We start from the raw sequence: 22,236 nt of genomic DNA, 5'->3' as shown, positions 1-22,236 counted from the left end.
TTTTTGTGTCTGCTGGAAAATCATCAGTGGCGTTGAATGACCATCAATGAACGCGCAATGAGGATGCATTCGCGTTGAATCGTCTTAGCATTGAATGGTTCTTCATCGTTGCTGGTTAGCACAACATGCCACTCCCCTTCTGCGAGTATAAAATGTTGCTGGTCATCGGTGGCGTTGCACAGCAGTAAGGTTTGATCGTTCAGGGTGATTGATACGGCATTTGGATTCGCTGGATCAGTGGACGGATCTACTGGTTGTCCATTGGGCAGATGACACGACGTGCCTGCATGACGGTTGTCAAAGACCTCGGCTTGGCGCAGTGCGATGCAGCGCTGTACAAAAGCCGCCAGAGCATCGTCTTTGGCGTTCCAGTCGAACCAACTTAATGCATTGTCCTGACAATATGCATTGTTGTTACCGGCTTGGGTGCGGCCCGTTTCGTCTCCGCTCAAGAGGTGAACCGGCCCGGGTGATAGCAAGAGGCTGGCCAGTAGATTGCGTTGAGTGCGTTGGCGTATGGCGCTGATCGCCGCATCGGTTGTGGGTCCTTCAGTACCCCAGTTGCAACTGAAATTTTCACCGTGGCCGTCGCGATTGTCTTCTCCATTTGCATCGTTATGGCGTTCTTCGTAGGCGACCAAGTCCGCCAGCGTAAAGCCATCGTGATAGGTGATCAGATTGAGCCCCATGGCACCGCCGGACGGCTTTCCATAGCGTTGTGGTGAGCCTTGAAATGCTTTTATAAAGGCGGGTAGCTGACCGCCGTCACCGCGCCAGAAGCGGCGTAAAGTGTCCCGATAGGCGTCATTGCATTCCACCCACCCAGCTGGAAATTGTCCCGCTCGATACCCGTCCGGTCCCAAATCCCAGGGTTCAGCAATTAACTTACAACCGGCTAACGCTGGGTCTTGCTGTGCCACTTTAAAGAAACTTGCCTGGCTGGAAAATGCATCGGCGTCGCGACCTAGACTGGCCGCCAGATCAAACCGAAAGCCATCGATGTGATAGTGCTGGCGCCAGTGACGCAGACTGTCCATCACCAATCGTAGGGTGGCGTCTGCGCCGAGGTTAAGGCTGTTACCGCAGCCACTGTAGTCCAGATAGTCGCCTGGCGAATGTTCGGGGTGACGATAGTAGTCGTCGTTGGCCAACGCTTTCAGGTTAAGTATGGGGCCATTCTGGTTGGCTTCGGCACTGTGGTTGTAGACCACATCGAGAATGACTTCGATGCCCGCCTGATGCAGTGCACGCACCATGGTTTTAAATTCGCTAACTGCATCGTCTAAGGCATAGCGAGGTTCCGGGGCAAAGAACCCAACCGGGTTGTAACCCCAGTAATTGCTCAGCCCCAGTTCAACCAATCGTGACTCGGACATAAATGCAAAACAAGGCATCAGTTGAACCGCTGTCACACCGAGCGCGGTCAAGTAGTTCAAGCTGGCGGGGTGGGCGACGCCCAGGTAGCGTCCGCGCAATGCTTCAGGAATATCCGGATGTTGTTGGGTAAAACCTTTCACATGCAGTTCGTAGATTAACGTCTGCGGCCAGGGGGTATGCGGTGGCTGGCTGTTTTGCCAATCAAAATCGTCCGTGCTTGGCGTCAGTCCCTTAGCTATAAAAGGCGCGCTGTTCGTATCGGGGTCTGTGGCGTAAAAACTGGAGTGGGTAGTGACGGACGTGGTGAGTGCCTGAGCATAAGGATCGATCAGCAGTTTCGCCGGGTTAAACCACAATCCTTGATCCGGTTGCCATGGACCCTCGACACGGAAGCCATAAGGTTGACCGCCCGGCAGGTCGGCGACAAAACCATGCCAGACGCCTTTGCTGTCGGCGGTTAAGCGGATTTGTTGTTCCTGGTTGTCGTCATCGAACAGGCAGAGCAGAACGCGCTCAGCCTTGGGACTGTAAACAGCAAAGTTGGTGCCGCCAGCTTGTTGGCTGGCACCCAACGGAAAAGGCCGGCCTGGTTGGTATTGGCGATTAGGGTTCATCACGACGCAGTTTAATATAAAGCGCGGCCAGCGGCGGTAACTGCAACAGCAGGCTGTAAGGCTGGTCGTCACTGGGATCCTTTGTGCTGTCGAACCAGACACCGCAATCGAAATCACTGCCACCGTAGAAGCGCGAATCGGTGTTGAGCAGGATGTCGTAGCGTCCAGCTGTGGAAACGCCCAGTCGATAATCGGGCTGTGGCTCAGTCGAGGTATTCAGTACCACCAGCACCTGTTCATCGCTGTCCGGGTCGCAGCGCCACAGACTGAACACGGCCGCGGTCACATCCGCATTGCGCAGCCAATCGAACCCTTCAATTCGACCGTCGCCACGATGCAGAGCGGCCTGATGGGTATAAAGCCGGTTCAAATCTCGGATCAGCGCATGAATGCCGCCGTGTTTCGGATCATCCAGCAGCGACCAGTCCAGTTCCTGCCCTTCATGCCATTCACGCCGCTGCGCCAATTCGTTGCCCATAAAATTGAGTTTTTTGCCTGGATGGGCGTACTGCCAGGCAAAGCACAATCGGAGATTAGCGCGTTGTTGCCAGTCGTCACCCGGCTGCCGCGTCAACAGGGTGCCTTTGCCATGGACGACCTCATCGTGTGACAGCGGCAAAACAAACTGCTCGGCAAAGGCGTAATTCAACGTATGGCTCAGTGTCTGCTGATGGCTAAGGCGTTCGTTGGGGCGGTGTTGAAAATAGTCGAGGCTGTCGTGCATCCAGCCGAGGTTCCATTTGAAGTCGAAGCCCAGGCCACCAAGCTCAACCGGGCGAGTAACGCCGTCAAAACTGGTCGATTCTTCGGCGATGCAAAACGCCCGTGGACAGCGCTCAGCAATGGCAAGGTTCAGCTGTCGCAGCAGTTCGATGGCGGCATAGTTGTGATGGCCACCGTCGGCATTGGGCGTCCACTCTCCTGGGCCGCGTGAATAGTCGAGGTACAGCATGGACGCGACGGCATCGACGCGCAGCGCATCAATATGAAAGACGTCCAGCCAATACAACGCCGAGGCAATCAGAAAGTCGCGCACCTCGGGTTTGGCGAAATCATAGATGTAGGTTTGCCAATCGGGGTGCCAGCCGCGTTGCGGATCGGCGTCTTCATACAGCGGGCTGCCATCAAACCGGGCCAGGCCGTGTTCGTCGGCTGGAAAGTGCGCAGGCACCCAATCGAGAATGACGCCCAGCCCCGCCTGGTGACATTGATCGACCAGGTATTTGAAATCGTCCGGAGTGCCGTAGCGGCTGGTCGGGGCGAACAAACCCAGCGGCTGGTAACCCCAGCTGCCATCATAGGGGTGTTCCATTAAGGGCAGAAATTCCAGGTGGGTAAACCCCAGATCGAGCGCATAGGGAATCAGCTGGTCGGCGAGTTGCCGGTAAGTTAATGGCTGGCCGTCTGGGCGTTTCCAAGAGCCTACATGGACTTCATAAATGCTCATGGGTTGTGCTTGGATGGCGGCAAGTGAGCGATCACACCAGCGGCTGTCCTGCCATGTGTATTGGTGTGGGTCGGTAATGACGGAATTGAATTGCGGAAACTGCCGTGCCTGAAAACCGACCGGATCGGCCTTGTGTGGCAGGCGGTTGCCCTGGGCGTCGGTCAGCGCGAATTTGTAGTCATCGCCAGCGACCAAGCCCGGAATAAACAGACGCCAGATGCCATCGTCATGGCGTTGCATGGGGTGACGTCGCACGTCCCAGTCGTTGAAGTGACCGATCACACTGACGCTGCTGGCGGCCGGTGCCCAGAGTGCAAAACGGACGCCGTCCACCCGGTGTTCGCCGATGACTGCTTGGCAGCATTGTGCGCCCAGGTTGCGATCGATGCGCAGATGGTCGGAGTCGAAATCAGTCTGGCTGCGCTGCACAAACTGGTACGGATCGAAGGTCGTCCAGCCGTGGCCATCGTCACTTTCGATGTGCAGCCGATAGGGTTGGTCTAAGCACTCGGGTAATAGCAATTCGAACAGTCCATCGGGGTGGACCGGTGTCATCAGACCGAGTGAGCGCTGACTGTCTGCAGGCAATACATCGATGCGGCGAGCCTGTGGCTGATAAACGCGCAGGCAGTAACCATCCGCTGAAGGTTGCGGTCCCAGAACGTGAAAAGGGGTGGCTTCGAGCGCCTGGCTGAGACGGTTAGCCAGTGCGTGTCGGTTAATGTCCATGACGAACCAGAGAAAGTCAGCAGTCAGGGTTCAGTCTAACTGCTAACGAACGCCGGTGCGCGTTTGCTGCACTCACCGGCGCCAAGGTATGGCTTAGCTGCGTTGCAGAGCGGCGATGCGATCGTCCAGGCTCGGGTGGGATGCAAACAGTTCGCGCGCTTTACCTTTGATGCCGAACGCAACCAGTTGACCATCGAGCTCCGAATCGTGGCTGCTCTTCAGGCGTTGCAGCGCGGCAATCATTTTCGGCGCGCCAACCAGTTTGGCGGAACCGGCATCGGCGCGGAATTCACGCTGACGCGAGAACCACATGGCGATGATGCTGGCGAGCACACCGAACACCATTTCCAGCACCATGGTAACGCCGAAGTAAGCCAGGTAGCTGCCCTGATTGTTGCCACCGCGTACCAGCGCTTGGGCGATGATTCGGGCGAAGAAGATCACGAAAGTGTTCAACACGCCCTGCACTAACGCCATGGTGACCATATCGCCGTTGGCAATGTGGGAGATTTCGTGGGCCAATACGGCTTCCGCTTCATCGCGGTTCATCGAGCGCAACAGACCAGCCGATACTGCCACCAGTGAGCTGTCACGGTTAGAGCCAGTGGCAAAGGCGTTGACGTCCGGCGATGGAAAAATCGCCACCTCCGGCATGCCGATGTTCGCCTGTTTGGCCAGACGTTCGACGGTGACCATCAGCCAACGCTCAGCGTCGTTGCTGGGGCGTTCGATGACCTGAGCACCGGTGGCGCGCTTAGCCATCCATTTGGACATCAGCAAGGAAATAAAGCTGCCGCCCATGCCGAAGACAAAGGCAATCACCAGCAAGCCGGTGGTGTTGCCCGCTTGAATGCCAAGAATCGGCAGCAGGATATTCAGGAAGACACCCAGTACCAGGACGATGGCCAGATTGGTGCCTAGAAATAACAGTGTTCGGAACATAATCGACCCTCTGTCGGTTATTGTCCGACCATTATGGGGACAGGCCGATGTCAGGCAAGTGACTCCGGTCAGAGCGATTGCCAAGGAATTGCAAAGGCCAGGGTGCTAACTGGCTTCGCTGTCATGGGGGCTGAAATCACGCGGGTCGAGGCCATGCTTTTTGAACAGCTTGTATAAGTCGGTTCGATTTCTCCCTATGAGCTCCGCAGCCCAACTGACCTTGCCATCGGTCATGCGCAGAGCACGAATCAGATACTGGCGCTCAAACTGATCGCGCGCTTCGGTCAGGGTGGGCCAGTGATGGTTTTGATCCGCCAGCGCCTGGTCAACGAGCGCCGGTGCAATGACCGGGCTCGGGCTTAAAGCGACACATTGTTCAATCACATTGACCAGTTGACGCACATTGCCGGGCCATGGCGCGGTCATCAGTCGTTCCAAAGCGGCATCGGAAAAAGCGTGCACGTTAGCCTGGTGGCGTTCGCTGGCCTGACGCAGAAGATGACGCGCCAGCAGTGGAATGTCTTCAGCGCGTTCACGCAGCGTCGGCAGATGCAGTTCCACGACTTTCAACCGGTAATAGAGGTCTTCACGAAACTGTCCTTCGGTCATGGCTTCGGGCAGGTTGCGGTGGGTGGCTGAAAGCACGCGCACATCCACCGCAATGCTCTGGCTGCTGCCGACAGGACGAATCTGACGCTCCTGCAACACGCGCAGCAATTTTACCTGCAGTGGTAACGGCATATCGCCGATTTCATCGAGAAAGAGTGTGCCACCATCGGCGGCGCGGAACAGGCCATCCTGTTCGCGCACCGCGCCGGTGAAAGCGCCCTTGGTGTGGCCGAAGAGTTCCGACTCAAGCAGATGCTCGGGCAGGGCCCCGCAGTTGATAGCAATAAAAGGTTGTTCTGCACGACGGCTGGCGCGATGAATGGCTTGTGCCAGTACCTCCTTGCCGGTGCCGCTGGCACCGGAAATCAACACGCTGACATCGCTGAGCGCGACTTGCCCGGCCTGGGCCAGCAGATTTTCCATGACATCACTGCGGCTGAGCAGGTCGCGGCGCCAACCGGTTTGCTGTTGATCGGCGCCTTGGGCCAGAGCTTTGTCGAGCAAATCGCGCAGGTCCGCGTGGTCCAGTGGTTTGGTGAGAAATCCGAGCACACCGCGTTGCGTGGCTTCGACGGCCTCAGGAATGGAGCCGTGCGCCGTCATCAGGATGACGGGTAAATCCGGGTGGCGCTGGCTGATCCAGTCGAACAACGCCAGGCCGTCTTCGTCCGGCATGCGCAGATCGCTCAACACCATTTGAAAGCGTTGCTGGTCGAGTGCTTGGCGGGCAGCGGCGCTGCTGTCCACCGAGGTGACGGCGTAGCCTTCGTTGTCGAGTCGCATGGCCAACAGACGCAGCAGGCTGTCGTCATCATCGACCAGTAACAGTCGGGGGCGAGTGTCGGTTTCAGCGGTCATTGACGACTCCTGAGTCCGGAGCTGACGGTATGCTTAACGCCTCTTCATGAAGCTGTGATTCGATCGCCGTCAGTGCCTCAATCTGGCGTTCTTTCGTTGCCAGCTCCGCTTCCAATTGCAATCGCTGTCGCTCGCTCATCTGCCGTTGGCGCCGGCTGGTATCGCGCGCCAGGAGAGCCTCATTAAATACCTGTGTTTGCTCAAAGACGGGTTGAATGGACGCGGGCAGATAGGGCAGTCGACGCGCTAAGGTTTGCTGACTGAGACGGCGCAGTGACTCGGGCATATCGGCACGGCTGGTGACCAGAGCGGCCATCAGTTCAGCGCTCGCCGGGTCGGTCATATCGTAGTGTTGCAGTGCGTGCCATTGCTGCATCAAAGGCCCGCTCGCCACGACCAGTTGAATATTAAGCCAACCCTGAAGAGCGGCCTGACTATTGTCCAGATCCGGAACCTGGCTGGGGGCCGTGCATTGATCCGTGGCGCTGTCGAACACCGTTGAGTTTGAACGTAACGTCAGAGCCTGGCAGCCAGCCAACAGCATTAACATCGGCAGGACGTAGTAAACGAACTTCATAGAATCGGGTCCTTTAAAGGCAGTTGCACACGCACGCACACATCGAAATCGGGTAAGGCGACAAACTCGGCTCGACCGCCCAGTAAACGGGCGCAATCGCTGACCACCGACAATCCCAAACCGGTGCCGCGTAGTGAGTCCAGTCGTGGTGCTTCGCCACGCTGGAAAGGGGCAAAGAGGCTGTCGCCCTGGTCGGGTGGAATGGCTGGGCCGGTATTAGCGACCTCCAGGTGAATGCTGTGCGCGTGCTGTGTCAGGGCGATGCGAACGCGGCCGTTTTGATAACCGTAGGCCTGAGCGTTGTTGAGCAGGTTGTCGAGCATGCGTTGGAACAAACGCGGATCGGTGTCGAGCCAAGTCAGGGTGCAATCAATGTCGACGCGGAAGTTACGTTGCCGTAACGCCAGGCCATGTTGTTGCACGGTGATGTGGATTAAGTCATAGGGATTGATGCGTTGCGGGTCGACTTCGCTTTGTTGCAGCAGTTGGTTGTAATCCAGCAATTGGTCCGTGAGCTGGGCGAGTCGTTCGGTGCTGCGGGTGAGCAGTGTCAGCACTTCGTGCTGGTTCGGGTTCAGCGGACCGGCAATGCCATCGGCCAGCAGCGCACAGCCTTCTTTCATGCTGGCTAAGGGGGTCTTGAGTTCATGGGAAGCGTGACGCAGTAAAGCCAAGCGCAGGGACTCCAACTGTTCCAGGCGGCCCGATAACCAGTGCAGTCGGTCTCCCAGTTCGTTCAGTTCGCGCGGGCCTTTTACCGCGACCGGTAACGGGGTCTGACGGGTTTTGTTTTGACCCAGGGTGCGAATCATCCGATCCAGTTGTTGAATCGGTGTGGCGATGCGGCGACTGGCCCAAAACACCAACACCAGCGTCACCAAAACGAGCAGGACGGTTTGGACGCTGAGCCAATACTGGCGCTGGTTCACGTAATCTTGCTGTTGTGCCAGCCGCTCATTAAGCCGTTGCCAGACGCTGTGGTTGAGCTGGCGCTGATGCAATCGCAGGGTGCGCAGTGACTCGTTCAGTTCAATGCCGTTCAGGGTATCGAAGTTCCCGGCCAGTTCGATCAGTCCGGCCTGCTGATTGGCGCACACCGGTGGTGACTCCAACTGAGAATTGCTAAAGCACAGCGTATACAAGGCGTCGGTGTAAGCTTGCAGCTGATTGGCCGCGGTTAGATGAGCGGCTTCGGTGCGCAGAATGTCGTACTGGCGCAGGGCGCGTTCAATGTCGACGACCAGACTGTCGAGGCTCTCAATCTGGCGGGCATTGCTGACCGCATCCTGAGCTTCTCGAACGGCCAGATCATTGATGCCATTTAAAGCGGCGTGTGCCTGCCACAACAATACGGCGAGCGGAATGAGGGCAATCGCAAAACTGGTTAACACCCATTGGCGCAACGAGGCGGGGCGTAACAGGGTGTTGATCGTTTGACGGAGCCAGGTCCGCTGCACAGTGTTTCCTTTGTTGATGAATGCCTCCCCCTGTCCACAAAAAAACCGGCGCTGGGCGCCGGTAAAGTGACCGTTAGTGAGAGGACGGTCTGTGGATTGCCAGCCCGGAAAGGCCAGCCTGACGCATTAGGAGTTGGTTTGGCCTTCCATACCAGTGCTCAACTCCAACTCTTCAAATTCGGCCAGCGTCAGATCACCAGAGCCGTCTTCGTCGAGTGTTTCAAACTCTTCAGTCAGCGTCATGCTGGCCGACGCTTCGTCCATGGTGATCACGCTGTCACCGTTGGCGTCGAACTGATCGAACAGAGCTTCGTGGTTTTGACTGCTAGCGGCCAGCTCGTCGGCCATTACACCGGTGGCAGCGAACGCTATCAGAGTGGTGGTAATTGCGATGGCAGTTTTCATGGCGTTTACTCCTGACTGTGGTTTAGATCAAAGTTTTCGAATCGCCCAGGTCCGTTATCGCCTGGGTTGATAGAGGTATTTCAAGGGCTGTGCCAAGTCAGAAAAAACCATTTAAAACAATAAGTTACGAGATTTCAGGGTGAGTTTGATGAGTTTGGAGAGCGGAGAAAGCGTCGGCGATTGGCGACGCTTGGCGAGAGGTTTTTCAGAAAGTTATTTAAAATCAATAAGTTAGGGTGTCGCTATTTGGCGACACCCCACTTCAGGTGCGGAAGCGCTGGGTTTGTTGATCGAGTTCTTCCAATCGTTTTGAGACGTCCTCGACCTGCGCTCGCACGCGTTTCAGCGCTTGGTTGTCGTTGCGCAGGTGGCTGGCAACGCTTTCCATATCACGACTGATGCCGGACGCTGCTTTATCGACTTCGGCGATGGCGTGCGCCATTTGATCGGCCGCAGCAACGCCTTGCTGAGCATCGTTTTCAATGGCTTGCATGGCCTGGACGGCGTCCGCGCTGTTTTTCTCGACCGCCTCAAGATGGTGGCGACCGCTGTCGGTAACTTCCACGGCTTGGCGGGTAAAGCCCTGGATATCGCTGACAATAGCGTCGATGCGCGAGGTTGCATCGACGGTCTGCTCGGCCAGCTTGCGGACCTCATCGGCGACCACTGAGAAACCGCGACCCGCATCACCCGCCCGGGCCGATTCGATGGCGGCGTTCAGCGCCAGCAAGTTGGTCTGCTCGGCCAGGCCATTGATCATTTCGACAATGTTGTCGATATCGGTGGAGCGGTCGTTCAGTTCGTTCAGTTTGACGTCGATCTGCGCCACCATCTGGCTGGTTTCGCCCAGACTGTTGACGGCCTGATGCAGGATTTGGCTGCCGGTGCGCGCCGACTGCTGGGTCTGTCGGACCTGCTCAGACAAGGTGCGCGTGGTTTCTGCGACATCCGATAACGTCGCCGAAATTTCTTCGGTGCTGGCAGCCACGCTTTGGCCTTGATCGTTGATCTGCTCGTTGCTGTTTTCCAGGCTGCGGGTTTCGCCAATCAATGCCTGCATTTTCTGAGCGGAACTGCGCGCGGACGTCGACACGGCTTGAACCAGTGCGCCCAGACCTTCAGTGCTGGCGTTTACCTGACTGCTCAGTTGATCGAATTCATCATTGCGTTTTTGATTGACGCTCAGGCGCGCGCTGAGGTCGCCGTCTTTGACTTTATTCAGATCCGTGATGATGCGTTTGAGGGTTTGACCCACGTTGCGGGTGATACCCACGACGATCACCAACATAAACAAACCCACGCCCAGGCTGACCAGCGCCAGCAAGGTCTGGGCTCGAGTGGCACTGGAGTCAGCACGCTCGCGTGCTTGCTGGATGCGTTGGTCCAGTTCGGTACGCACCTGCAACTGTTGCGCGTCCATGGCTTGCAGCGCAGCGCTCATCGCCGCCTGGTTGGCTTCTAGTTGGCTGCTGCCCTGGCGGTGTTCATTGAGGATGTTGCGGTAAGCGTTGTTTTGTTCGGTGAACCGCTCAGCCAGGCCATAGTCGCCGAGAAAGCCAATGTAAGTTTCCAGTGAGGCTTGTAGTTGCTCAAAACTTTGCGCGGAAGGCCGCGACAGGTAGATGACTTCCTCACTGCGAATCTGCTCGATCTGTTCTTGCACAAACGACAGAAAGCCCACTTCGTCGCTGATCATATTGCCCTGTTCGCGAACGCGGGCATTGAAGCCGCTGTCGAGTGTTAAGCCCAGCCATTGAGCTTGCTCGATATAGGCGGCCGTCGCCTGAAGGTAATTACGATATTGGGTTAAAAAGCCCGATAGGCCCGCTTGACCGTTCTGGGTGTCCAGGTTTTCGGATTCCAGACGCTCCAGCGAGGCTTGCAAATCGTCCTGGACCCTGACAATGGTGTCGTCATCGAGTTCAAAGACGCCGATTCTCAAACGCAGTGCTTCCAGCGTGTACGCATCCAAATGCGTCGACTGCTGATTCAATTGCTCAAGTTGGTTGGTCGCATTTTGCTGCTGATTGAGGCTTTGAAGCGCAACGACATAAAGGATGGCAAGACCCAGTAAGGCGCTGACAACAAGCAGCATGAGCTTCATGCGAAAACTGAGATTTTTTATCATTATTTTTAATCCGTTATCGAACTGCGGTCCCGTCAACGGAAACGACGGCTACCTCAGTGTAACGGCAGCAGGCAAGCTTTATTGAACACCGATCTGGAACGCTAGGGTCCAACAGGGCAACGCGGCCGGGAACAGCAGCGTTGCCGGTGAGTCCGATCAGCGCGGCAGGCGCTCGTATTCGTGGGCACCAAAGAAATTGCGTTGGCCCTGAATCAGGTTAGCGGGCAAGCGAGCGCTGCGCACCCCATCGAAATAGGCGAGGGCGTTAGACAGCGCCGGAGTCGGTACGCCGCCTTCAATGGCGCGCGACAGCAAGCGACGCAACGCGCTTTCGCAACCGTTCAGCTCAGTGCGGTAGAACTCGCTGAGCATCAGGTTGTCGAGCGTCGGTTGCTGTTCAAAGACTTTCTGAATCGGATCCAGTGCCTTGGCGCGAATGATACAACCGGCCTTCCACACCTGAGCGATGTTGGCCATGTTGAGTGTCCAGTTGTATTCACGCGCGGCTTCCGACAGCAGTGAGAAACCCTGGGCGTAGGCGATCAGCTTGGCCGCGTAGAGTGCCGCTTCGGCGTCTTCGACCAGACCGTCGTAACCCGTCAGTGTCTGCTTGGGCTGATAGAAATCGTGCAGTTGCTGGCGCTCGTCCCAGCGCGATGACAGCGCTCGGGCGTAAACGGCTTCGGTGGTGACAGAACCCGGAACACCGAGCTCCAATGCCTGAATGGCGGTCCATTTACCGGTGCCTTTCTGGCCGGCTTTGTCCCAGATGTTGTCGACCCAGTCGCTGCCGTCATCGTCTTTGATGCGCAGAACTTCGGCGGTGATTTCCACCAGATAGGACGACAAACGGCCCTGATTCCACTCGTCGAATTTGCCCGCAATGGCCTCGTTATCCAGACCGGTGGTACCGAGCAGATGATAGATTTCAGCGATCATCTGCATGTCGCCGTATTCGATGCCGTTGTGCACCATCTTCACAAAGTGACCGGAACCGCCATCGCCCATCCATTCGCAGCAAGGTTCGCCCGCATCGGTTTTGGCGCTGATACCTTGCAGAATTGGCTTCAGTGCCGGCCAGGCGGATTCGTCGCCGCCGGGCATCATGGACGGTCCAAAACGGGCGCCGTCCTGACCGCCGGAAATACCGCAGCCGACAAAGTGAATGCCTTTGGGGGTCAGCGCATCGCTGCGGCGTTGGGAGTCGGTAAACAGTGAATTGCCGCCATCGATCAGGATGTCACCGTCGTCGAGCAGTGGTCGCAGTTCGTCAATGACCGCATCGACCGGGTTGCCAGCTTTAACCATCAGGATGATTTTGCGCGGTTTGGCCAGAGCATCGACAAAGCTTTGCAGCGAGTCGGTGCCAACCAGTTGATCGTGTGCGCTTTTTTTGACGAAGTCGTCGGTGACTGAGGTCGTCCGGTTATAGACGGCCACCTTGTTGTCGTGATCCAGCAGGTTAAGAACCAGATTTTGACCCATTACTGCCAGGCCGACCAGACCGATATTGCAGTCACCGCTCATGCGCTACTCCTCGCCAGAATATATAGCTGTTGTCTTGGGGATCCGGTGTGCATCAATAAGGGCAAAACTGACAAATGCAATTATTGACTGCGGGGGATATTAGAGGTCGAAAAAGGAACTACAGGCGCGCCTGAACGGCGCGCCGGTCGACAGCGGTGTTAGCCACTGCCCAGGAAGAAAATACTGAAAATACTGAGCGCCAGTGAAATCAAGCCAACCGACAATTCGATCAGAGCGACCACGCTGCGATCCGAACTGGCTGGCCGGCTAACGCGTTGAGTGCGAGTGCCGTCGATTTTCTTCGGTGCGCTCTTGGCCGCAGGCTTGCTCGTTTTAGCGGGTTTTGACGGCGAAGAACGTTTGATCCGAAAGGCCGCCAAAAAGGTCGTCCGCAAGGGCTGAGAGGCCAGGAAACCGATGCCGGAGACGATCAGAATGTAGATCAACATATCCAGCAATTGTGGCGGTTCGGCCCAGAACCGTGAGCCGTACAGCGGATAGAGCACGGCAGCGCTGATGAAGGTACCGATCAAAGTGCTGAATAATGGATATACAATTTTGATCAGACGTTGAATCAGACCCATCAAAATAGGCAAGCCAATCAACACAGCGGCCCAGTGCGCGTAGGAGTTGAACTGGATAAAGACGAACAGGGTATCTTGCAGATAAAACGTACCGGCACTGGTACCCAAGGCAAACACCAGCGCGCCCACCAGGACGTTCAGGGTTTTGGAAAAGCGAGTGTTCTTGTAAATCATCATCCCTCCGGGAAAATCTCACCATAACGGCACGCGTCGGCTGACTGTGTTGGTGACGCATACACACCAGCGATGAAAAGCATTCCGCGGTACATCGTGAAAGCAGGCTGAATTGTTATCCATCAAGGCAGTCTTAGTACCCGGTATCCGCTCCGAACTTAACCGCCAATCCGGTCACAGCGACGGGATTGGTTATCCGGTTGAACAGGCTGAATAGGGCCGCAAAACGGCTATTCGGAAACCGAGACGTAACAATAGCCACGGTCACTGAGTTTATAAAGTGTGATGCGGTCGTGATCAAGTGAAAAGCCGCTGAATCAACAGCTTGGCGTCATTATTTCAGAAATTTCCCAGCCACAGACTGCCCAGCCATAACCACAGCGGCAAAGAGACAAACCCCAACAGCGACTGCACGGTGATGATGTTGGCCATCAGTCGAGTATCGCCGCCCAGTTGACGCGCCAGAATAAACGCCGACGAAGCGGTCGGCAGCGCTGCCAACAACAGCAAGACGTTTAGCGCTTCGGTGGGCAATGCAAACCAAAAACCATAGCCCAGAATCAGCGCCGGTAAGGCAATGAACTTAAACAGACTGGTGATCAGAATGGCGCCGACATCCCCGCCAAGCGAGCGTGGTGTCAGCGCAACCCCAACGGCCAGCAGGCCCAGTGGTAAGGCAGTGGCGCCGATTAAATCCAGGGTTGAGGCGCTCCAGCCGGGCAGGCCGATACCGGTGACGTTCAGGCTCAGTCCCAGCACACAGGCCACAATCAATGGGTTGGTGATCAATTGGCGGGCCACGCGAGCGACGCTGAGATCGGCCTGGCTGCCAGCGACCGCAAAAGCCAGGATGCACAGCACATTGATCAGCGGAATCATCACGCCGACGGCCATCGCCGCCCAAACCAGTCCGACGTCACCAAACAGCGCGCTGGCCGCTGCCAGGCCGATGTAGGTGTTAAAGCGAATGCCACCCTGGAAAACCGATGTGGCCGCTGCACCGTCGTTTGCCAACCAGGGGCTGAGTAAGCCGATCAATGCGCTGAGAGTGATCAATGCTGCGCTGATCACTAACGCCATGTGCCCGAGACCCGCCGCAGAAAAGTCAGCCAATGCCAGCCGATGAACCAGTAAGGCAGGGAAGGCGAGGTAGTAAGTCAGGCGCTCAATGTCGGGCCAGATGTCGGCTCCGGGAAAATTCAGTCGCCCCAGCAGGGCGCCGATCAGGATTAATAAAAAAACCGGTCCGAGGGCGTCGGCGATCATGGTGTGCGCTTCCGGGTACAAAGCGCATCAGTGTAGGCGGGTGGTGACGGTGGATAAACTCTTGAATATTACCCGGATTAAAATAAAATTAATTTAAACCGGGTAATAATGGTATCGCCGATGGAACTGATCATTTTTCATGGTAACGACAGAGTCGCCTTGGGCGAGCCCGCTGAAGCGTTGTCGTCGGCGCGGCGCTATCTGGCCGAACAGCCGTGTGTGGGCGGCGATTTGCTGGTGCTGGACCGGCACACTGCGCGTCTGGTGGAAATCGACTTCAGTCAGGATGATGGCGTTATTTTGAACATGCTGTCGGTACTCTATGGCGCTACAGAACCGGGCGTGAAACGGGCGCGTGGCCGGCCCAAGCTGGGCGTGCAATCGCGAGAGGTATCGTTACTGCCGCGTCACTGGCAATGGCTGAATGCCCAGCCTGGCGGCGCGTCTGCCGCCTTAAGGCGCTTAGTCGAAGACGCTCGCCGGTCGCCCGAAGCACAGCTTGAAGAGGCCCGATTGGCGGTCGATCGCTTTCTGCAAACCCTGGCCGGAGACCTTCCGCACTACGAAGAGGTATTGCGTCAGTTTTATCGCCGTCAGTATGAGCCGATGCGGGAAATGATGTCGGGCTGGCCAGCGGCGGTGATTGAGCATACCTCGGCATTGGTGGATGCCGTGCAGCAGGCAGAGCAGGCGCAATAACGAGCAAGTTCTTGATGGCTGAGTGTTTGTTCAGAAAGCACGACGTTCTTGGTCAGTCTTTTCCGATTGTGGCGCAACAGGGCCAGGCCTAAAGTGAGCGCCATTACAGAGGAGAGCTGTTATGTCTGCCAAAGCCCCGGTGTTCTTTTTGCCTCATGGCGGTGGTCCGTTGCCGCTGATGAATGACCCCAGCCATCAGGCCATCATTGACCTGCTGAAGCAGGTTTCGACGCGCTGGGAGAAACCCAAGGCCGTCCTGGTGATCAGTGCCCATTGGGAAGCAGATCAGCCGACGGTTTTGGCGGATGTCGATCCGGGCCTGTATTTCGACTATTACGGCTTCCCGGCGGAAACCTATACCTATGAGTATCCGACGCAGAATCCGCAGCCGTGGCAGCAGGCCATTGCCGCGGCATTGGATGACGCGGGGTTGAGTTTTGGGCGTGAGACCGGCCGTGGTTATGACCATGGTGTGTTCGTGCCGATGAAACTGATCTATCCCGAGGCCGACTTGCCGGTGATGCAGGTATCGCTGGTCAAAGGCCTGGATCCGCAGGCGCACCTTGAACTGGGACGTGCCTTGGCGTCGCTGCGCGAACAGGGCGTGATGATCATCGGTTCCGGTTTTTCCTTCCACAACATGCGCGCCTACAACTTCCAGGGTGGCGAAGCCAGCCCCCAAAGCGAGGCCTTTCACCAGTGGCTGGTTGAGCAACTGACGGACGCTGATTTATCACCTCAGCAACGTCAGGACGCACTGGCCGCCTGGACAGAGGCGCCTCATGCGCGGTTCTGTCATCCGCGTGAAGAGCATTTGTTGCCGCTGCACGTTTGTGTGGGCGCGGCGAACGGTGCGCCGGCGGAGATCGTGTTCGATCAAGCGATGCTGGGGCAGCGCGCCATTGCCGCCTTGTGGACGGATTAACCCCGAGGCGAGTTGCTTTGTTGTGAAGCGCAGACCGACATCGGCTATGCTATAGCGACGTCGGACGGGCAAGACGCAACAACAAAACAGGCTCGCCGGAGGTCCCATGTCCACTCTGCCAGAATTCGAATTAGTTCAGGAGCGCGAACACAGTTTGCGCTACCTGTCTCACGCCGCCGACAGCAATCTGATCCGCTGGCATTATCATCGTGATTACGAACTGCACCTGATTCGCTCGACGCGTGGCAAAGCCTTTATCGGCGACTACATCGGCCCGTTCCGGCCACAAACCATTTTTCTGTGCGGCCCCAATTTACCCCACAACTGGATTACGACAGCCCAGTGGCAAGATGGGACGCGCGATCAGGTGATCAACTTCAGCGACGAACTGATGCCGCAGCTGAATCATCTACTGCCAGAAATGCAGGCATTGCAGCCGATGCTCGACGCCGCCCGCTATGGGCTGGAATTTGGCGCCGGTGTCAGCCGGGAGCTGGTGCCTGCGTTCGATCGCATCGAGCAAGCCAGTGGCATGAAGCGGTTGCTGGAATTTTTCGAGGTGATGAACCGGCTGGCGCAAAGCGACTATAAAGTGTTGTCGACCCGCGCCTATGATCGCCATCCCGATCCTTTGCTTGAAGAACGCATCAACACGGTGGTGAATTACATCGCCGAACACTACACCAGTGACATCAGCCTGGAGGATGTTGCCTCCTTGGTGCGCTTATCGCCGACCTTTTTCTCCCGTTATTTCAGGCGCGCGACCGGCCATCGGTTTATCGACTTCGTGACCCGGATGCGCATCAGCAAAGCCTGCGAGCGCCTGGAACTGACGTCAGACCCAATCACCAATATTTGCTTTGAAGTGGGCTTTGCTAACGTCGCCAACTTCAACCGGCACTTTCTGAAGATCAAAGGCATGACGCCCCGGCAGTATCGCGATTCGCTGGCCCTTCGAGGCGGTGTGCACCGGTTGCCGACGCCCGACTGAGTCGGCGCTGATTCCCGCCTAAGTCAAAAAAGTATAGAAACTTTTGGGTGCAGTATTGGTTGCCTGGCCAGTCCGTCCGTTTAATGGGGCAATCCACCGGTCACTGTCGTCCGGTCGATTCACAAAAACAACAATGGACAGGTAATAGCGATGCAAATAACAAAAGCACCCTCAGTGCGTCTGGCCACTTTGGCTTGCGCCGTCTCCCTCTCTACCGCAGCCCTGGCCGAAACCGTCACCATCGGTACGGTGAACAACGGCGACATGATTCGCATGCAGGCGCTGTCTTCCGCGTTCGAAGAAGCGCATCCGGACATCGATCTGGAGTGGGTAATCCTCGAAGAAAACGTTCTGCGCCAGCGTCTGACCACGGACATCGCGGCCAACAGCGGCCAGTTCGATGTCATGACCATCGGTATGTACGAAACACCGATCTGGGGCGATAACGGTTGGCTGGAGCCGATGGACAATCTGCCGGCCAGCTATGACGTAGACGACATCTTCCCGTCCGTACGTGGCGGTTTGTCGAACGATGGCACGCTGTACGCACTGCCGTTCTACGCTGAAAGCTCCATGACGTATTACCGCAAAGATCTGTTCGAAGACGCTGGTCTGGATATGCCGACTGAGCCGACTTGGGACCAGATGCGCGAATTCGCGGTTGCCTTGCATGATCCGGCCAACGAACAGTACGGCATCTGCCTGCGTGGTAAAGCCGGCTGGGGCGAAAACATGGCCCTGGTAACGACCATGGTTAACGCCTTCGGTGGCAGCTGGTTCGACATGGACTGGAATGCACAGCTGGACGGCGAAGCCTGGCACGAAGCCATCAACTTCTACGTTGATATCCTGGGTAACTACGGTCCTCCGGGCGCATCCAGCAACGGCTTCAACGAAAACCTGGCCCTGTTCAACACCGGCAAGTGCGCCATGTGGATCGACGCTACAGTGGCTGGCAGCTTCGTAACTGACGAAAGCCAGAGCCAGGTGGCTGATCAGGTTGGTTTCGCTGCGGCTCCGATGCAGGAAACCAGCAAAGGCAGCGGTTGGCTGTGGGCCTGGGCACTGGCGATTCCGGTCAGCTCTGATGCCAAAGACGCCGCTCAAGAGTTCGTCACCTGGGCAACGTCCAAAGAGTACTCCGAGCTGGTGGCACAGGAATACGGCATCGCCGCTATCCCGCCGGGCACTCGTAACTCTACCTACGAAAACCAGGAATACCTGGACACGGCTGAATTTGCATCCATGACGCTGTCGCAAATGCAGAAAGCCGACCCGAACGATCAGACACTGAACGATTCTCCGTACACCGGTGTTCAGTTCGTCGCTATTCCGGGCTTCAGCGGTTTCGGTACCGTTGTTGGTCAGCAGGTATCCGGTGCTCTGTCCGGAAACGTATCGGTCGACCAGGCGCTGCGTAATGCCAATCAAGTGGTGAATCGTGAAATGCGCCGCGCGGGCTATCAGGACTGATCATTCGTCTTAATCAGTTACGCTCGTAATCAAGCCTCGCCGGGTTATCCCGGCGGGGCCCGTTTTATCGGAAGCCAGCCTCATGTCTCAGATCAACACCAACGCGGGTATCGCCAAGATACTGGTCGCGCCGTCAGTGATCCTGTTGGCGTTATGGATGATCGTGCCCCTGGCCATGACCATCTATTTCTCTACCCTGAATTTCAACCTGATGATCCCGGGTGGCCGCGATTTTATCGGGTTCGAAAACTACTACTGGTTCTTCACCGATCCCAGTTTTATTGCCGGCATTCTTAACACCCTTATTTTGGTCGGCTCCGTACTCATTATTACCGTCGGTCTGGGTACGCTGATTGCTGTTTTGGTCGACAATCCGTTTCCCGGCCGCGGCCTGGTTCGGGTGTTGTTGATATCACCCTTTTTTATCATGCCCACGGTTAACGCTCTGATCTGGAAAAACCTGTTGATGCATCCGGTCAGTGGTTTGTTTGCCTGGCTGTTTCGTCAGGTGGGTTTAGAACCCATCGACTGGTTTACTGACCTGCCCATGACGTCGATCGTCATCATTGTGTCCTGGCAGTGGTTGCCCTTTGCGATTCTGATTTTGATGACGGCTATGCAGTCGATGGATCAGGAGCAACTGGAAGCGGCACGAATGGACGGTGCGGGTCCGCTCTCGACGTTCTGGCACATCACCTTGCCGCATCTGTCGCGGCCACTGGTGGTGGTCATCATGATTGAGACCATCTTCCTGTTGTCGATTTTTGCGGAAATTTTCACCACCACCTCGGGTGGGCCGGGTAATCAGACCACCAATCTGGCGTATCTGATTTATACCCAGGCGTTACTGCAGTTTGACGTCGGCATGGCCTCAGCCGGTGGGATTATCGCGGTCATTCTGGCCAACATCGTGGCGGTCTTTTTGATTCGGGCTGTCGGTAAGTCGCTGGCGGAACAATAGGAGACCGGTTATGGATATGCACCGCGCTAAAATTGTCAAAAATGTCAGCGTCACCATCGCTGCCTGGCTGATTGCTCTGCTGATTTTCTTCCCGATTTTCTGGATGGTTTTGACCAGCCTGAAAACGGAATTGAATGCGTTTTCCACACCACCGTCGCTGTTCTTTGTGCCCACACTGGAGAACTATCTGGTGGTGTTTGAGCGCAGCGATTATTTGAAATTTTTCTGGAACTCGGTGGTCATCAGTTTCGGCTCGTCCATCCTCGGTATGCTGATTGCCGTGCCTGGCGCTTACGCCATGGCGTTTTATCCAACGGAGCGGACCAAAGGTCTGTTGCTGTGGATGCTGTCAACCAAAATGCTGCCGCCGGTGGGCGTGCTGGTTCCGATTTATCTGCTGTTCCGTGACACCAACCTGCTCGACAGCAAGATCGGTTTGATCATTATTTTCACGCTGATCAATCTGCCGATCATCGTCTGGATGGTTTACACCTACTTCCGCGAAGTACCCAAAGACATTCTTGAAGCAGTCCGCATGGACGGTGCGCATGTCTGGGGGGAAATTCGCCATGTGTTGTTGCCCATCTCGCTCGGTGGTTTGTCGTCCACCTTTTTGCTGTCGCTGATTCTGAGCTGGAATGAAGCGTTTTGGTCATTGAACCTGACCACATCCAGTGCGGCTCCGTTGACGGCTCTGATCGCATCCTACTCCAGTCCCGAAGGCTTGTTCTGGGCCAAGTTGTCGGCGGCCTCCACGCTGGCGGTGGCACCGATTCTGATTTTCGGTTGGATCAGTCAGAAGCAGTTGGTTCGTGGTTTGACCTTCGGTGCTGTGAAGTAACGCACCGGTTTATTCAGGGCGACCTCGGTCGCCCCGTTATTTTCTTTATCGTTGGAATATCGAGCGAAGTCCGGCTTCGCTGATGGAGGTAAGTACGTGTCTCGATCTTCTCAATCGCTGGCGGATCTCACCGCAGCGACCTGCCCTGATGGTCTTGGCTGGCCTGCTTATGAGCGTAAGCTGACCACCGGTATTGTCCACGTTGGCGTCGGTGGTTTTCATCGCGCGCACCAGGCACGTTATCTGGATGATTACCTGGCCGCCGGTGGTGAATCTCACTGGGGTATTTGTGGCATTGGCCTGATGCCCAGCGATGCCAAACTGTTCCAGTCGTTGCAACAGCAGCACGGCATGTACTGCCTGACTGAGAAAGACGATCAAGACTCAACTGACCGTGTGATCGGTTCTTTGCACCGCTTGATTTTTGCGCCGGAAAACCCGCAGGAAGCGATCGATGCGTTGGCTGATCCGGATGTAAAAATCATCAGCATGACCATCACCGAAGGTGGCTATCGCTACGATTTCGATAAGGATCGTTTCTTCAGTGAACACCCGGACATTCAGCACGATCTGGCTCACCCTCAGGCACCTAAAACCCTGTTTGGTTACTTGTGGCAAGCCGCTAAAAAGCGCGCCGCTTTGGGTGACGCGGGCAAGGTAACTTTCATGTCGTGTGATAACGTTCCCCATAACGGTAACGTTTTGCGCAAAGCCATGCTGGCCTTTATCGAACTGGCAGAGCCCGACTTGAAGCCCTGGTTTGAGCAGTCGGTTTCTTATCCCAACTCCATGGTCGATCGCATTACCCCAGCACCGGAAGCGGCAGACGCTGAACGTATTGCCGAACGCTATGGCGTTAACGATCCCTGCGCTTTGGGATGTGAAAGTTTTATTCAGTGGGTGATTGAAGACAACTTCATTGCCGGACGGCCGGCACTGGAAAAAGTCGGTGCTGAATTTACCCGCGATGTTTCACCTTACGAGATGACCAAGCTGCGTTTGTTGAACGGCAGTCATTTGATGATGGGTTTTGTGGGGTATCTGGCCGGTTACGAACGCGTTGATCTCGCGATTAAAGACGCCGCCATTCTTCAGCTGGTGCGCCAGTACATGGAACTGGATGCTGAGCCGACTCTGGCTCAGGAAGTGATGCCGTTCCGCGCATACGAAGACACCCTGATCGAGCGTTTTGGTAATTCTCAGATTGCCGACCAGCAGGTGCGCATCTGTTCCGATGGCTACGCCAAATTGAAAAACTACGTGATGCCGGTGGTACGTGATGCACAGCGTCACGGTTTGTCCATGCATCGTCTGGCGTTTTTGTTCGCGACCTTCCTGGCGTACTTAAATGGCGAGACCGATGACGGCCGGCCGTTGCGCATTATCGAATTCAACCTCAGCGACGAGCAGAACCAAGCGACTCGTCATGATCGTTTGTCGCTGCTCAAAACCGATGCACTCTTTGGTCAGCAACCGGCCGGTCAGGACGAAGCCTTTTTGGCTTTGGTTGAGCACTGGTATCTGCGTGTGGTTAGCGAAGGTGGTTACAACGCCTTAAAGGCACTGCTCGCTGAGCAGTGATCACAGTTCATGGTGGGTACCCGTTTTATAGGGTATCGGCAGCGCTTGGCGGCCCCGGGGGCCGCCTTTTT

Annotated in this window: 18 protein-coding genes; 7 read left to right on the top strand and 11 right to left on the bottom strand. The window is 56.3% G+C overall.

Features of this window, described 5'->3' with window-relative positions; all coding sequences use genetic code 11:
• Nucleotides 1–23: 23 nt before the first annotated feature.
• The 11 genes from glgX to BGP77_RS17645 all read right to left on the bottom strand — a co-directional run bounded on the left by glgX (nt 24) and on the right by BGP77_RS17645 (nt 14,694).
• On the bottom strand, nt 24–1,991 hold the full coding sequence (gene glgX / locus BGP77_RS17695; protein WP_108166114.1) for a glycogen debranching protein GlgX: 1,968 nt from the start codon (nt 1,989–1,991) through the stop codon (nt 24–26).
• The gene (gene glgB, locus BGP77_RS17690; protein ID WP_108166113.1) at nt 1,981–4,167 is read right to left on the bottom strand and encodes a 1,4-alpha-glucan branching protein GlgB; all 2,187 of its coding nucleotides are present in this window, start codon (nt 4,165–4,167) and stop codon (nt 1,981–1,983) included. Before glgB ends, glgX begins: the two co-directional genes overlap by 11 nt.
• Before the next feature lie 93 nt (nt 4,168–4,260).
• Nucleotides 4,261–5,109: a protease HtpX gene (gene htpX / locus BGP77_RS17685; RefSeq protein ID WP_108166112.1), complete on the bottom strand. Its 849-nt coding sequence runs from the start codon at nt 5,107–5,109 to the stop codon at nt 4,261–4,263.
• Nucleotides 5,110–5,214: 105 nt separating this feature from the next.
• On the bottom strand, nt 5,215–6,576 hold the full coding sequence (locus BGP77_RS17680) for a sigma 54-interacting transcriptional regulator (protein WP_108166111.1): 1,362 nt from the start codon (nt 6,574–6,576) through the stop codon (nt 5,215–5,217).
• Entirely contained in the window at nt 6,566–7,153 is a 588-nt protein-coding gene (locus BGP77_RS17675) for a hypothetical protein (RefSeq protein ID WP_108166110.1), read from the bottom strand. The genes BGP77_RS17680 and BGP77_RS17675 overlap by 11 nt, the downstream gene beginning before the upstream one ends.
• Nucleotides 7,150–8,610, bottom strand: coding sequence for a HAMP domain-containing sensor histidine kinase (locus BGP77_RS17670; protein ID WP_199224344.1), 1,461 nt, complete (start codon nt 8,608–8,610; stop codon nt 7,150–7,152). The genes BGP77_RS17675 and BGP77_RS17670 overlap by 4 nt, the downstream gene beginning before the upstream one ends.
• A gap of 126 nt (nt 8,611–8,736) precedes the next feature.
• The gene (locus BGP77_RS17665; protein WP_108166109.1) at nt 8,737–9,015 is read right to left on the bottom strand and encodes a calmodulin; all 279 of its coding nucleotides are present in this window, start codon (nt 9,013–9,015) and stop codon (nt 8,737–8,739) included.
• 262 nt (nt 9,016–9,277) lie between these two features.
• Nucleotides 9,278–11,143, bottom strand: coding sequence for a methyl-accepting chemotaxis protein (locus BGP77_RS17660; protein ID WP_108166108.1), 1,866 nt, complete (start codon nt 11,141–11,143; stop codon nt 9,278–9,280).
• A 156-nt stretch (nt 11,144–11,299) separates the two neighbouring features.
• Nucleotides 11,300–12,670 (bottom strand): decarboxylating NADP(+)-dependent phosphogluconate dehydrogenase, encoded by a 1,371-nt coding sequence (gnd, locus tag BGP77_RS17655; RefSeq protein ID WP_108166107.1) that lies wholly within the window; start codon nt 12,668–12,670, stop codon nt 11,300–11,302.
• A 158-nt stretch (nt 12,671–12,828) separates the two neighbouring features.
• Nucleotides 12,829–13,428 carry a hypothetical protein gene (locus tag BGP77_RS17650; protein WP_108166106.1) on the bottom strand — a complete coding sequence of 200 codons (600 nt, stop codon included), beginning with the start codon at nt 13,426–13,428 and terminating at the stop codon, nt 12,829–12,831.
• 339 nt (nt 13,429–13,767) lie between these two features.
• Nucleotides 13,768–14,694, bottom strand: a complete 927-nt coding sequence (locus BGP77_RS17645; protein ID WP_108166105.1) for an AEC family transporter — start codon at nt 14,692–14,694, stop codon at nt 13,768–13,770.
• A 120-nt stretch (nt 14,695–14,814) separates the two neighbouring features.
• Between BGP77_RS17645 and BGP77_RS17640 the strand changes: the two genes are divergently transcribed.
• The 7 genes from BGP77_RS17640 to BGP77_RS17610 all read left to right on the top strand — a co-directional run bounded on the left by BGP77_RS17640 (nt 14,815) and on the right by BGP77_RS17610 (nt 22,165).
• Complete coding sequence (locus tag BGP77_RS17640) at nt 14,815–15,393, top strand: DUF2239 family protein (RefSeq protein ID WP_158269427.1); 579 nt, start codon at nt 14,815–14,817, stop codon at nt 15,391–15,393.
• A gap of 121 nt (nt 15,394–15,514) precedes the next feature.
• Entirely contained in the window at nt 15,515–16,318 is an 804-nt protein-coding gene (locus BGP77_RS17635; protein WP_108166103.1) for a class III extradiol ring-cleavage dioxygenase, read from the top strand.
• Nucleotides 16,319–16,424: 106 nt separating this feature from the next.
• The gene (locus BGP77_RS17630) at nt 16,425–17,309 is read left to right on the top strand and encodes an AraC family transcriptional regulator (protein WP_108166102.1); all 885 of its coding nucleotides are present in this window, start codon (nt 16,425–16,427) and stop codon (nt 17,307–17,309) included.
• A 150-nt stretch (nt 17,310–17,459) separates the two neighbouring features.
• Nucleotides 17,460–18,782 (top strand): sugar ABC transporter substrate-binding protein, encoded by a 1,323-nt coding sequence (locus tag BGP77_RS17625; RefSeq protein ID WP_108166101.1) that lies wholly within the window; start codon nt 17,460–17,462, stop codon nt 18,780–18,782.
• Nucleotides 18,783–18,864: 82 nt separating this feature from the next.
• Nucleotides 18,865–19,743 carry a carbohydrate ABC transporter permease gene (locus tag BGP77_RS17620; protein ID WP_108166100.1) on the top strand — a complete coding sequence of 293 codons (879 nt, stop codon included), beginning with the start codon at nt 18,865–18,867 and terminating at the stop codon, nt 19,741–19,743.
• 10 nt (nt 19,744–19,753) lie between these two features.
• On the top strand, nt 19,754–20,584 hold the full coding sequence (locus BGP77_RS17615; RefSeq protein WP_108166099.1) for a carbohydrate ABC transporter permease: 831 nt from the start codon (nt 19,754–19,756) through the stop codon (nt 20,582–20,584).
• A 96-nt stretch (nt 20,585–20,680) separates the two neighbouring features.
• Entirely contained in the window at nt 20,681–22,165 is a 1,485-nt protein-coding gene (locus BGP77_RS17610; RefSeq protein WP_158269426.1) for a mannitol dehydrogenase family protein, read from the top strand.
• The last annotated feature ends 71 nt before the right edge of the window (nt 22,166–22,236 follow it).

Origin of the sequence: Saccharospirillum sp. MSK14-1, assembly GCF_003054965.1 — a bacterium.
Classification (GTDB): Bacteria; Pseudomonadota; Gammaproteobacteria; order Pseudomonadales; family Natronospirillaceae; genus Saccharospirillum.
The sequence above is the reverse complement of the archived record's forward strand: the minus strand, read 5'-3'. Positions and strand labels throughout refer to the sequence as shown.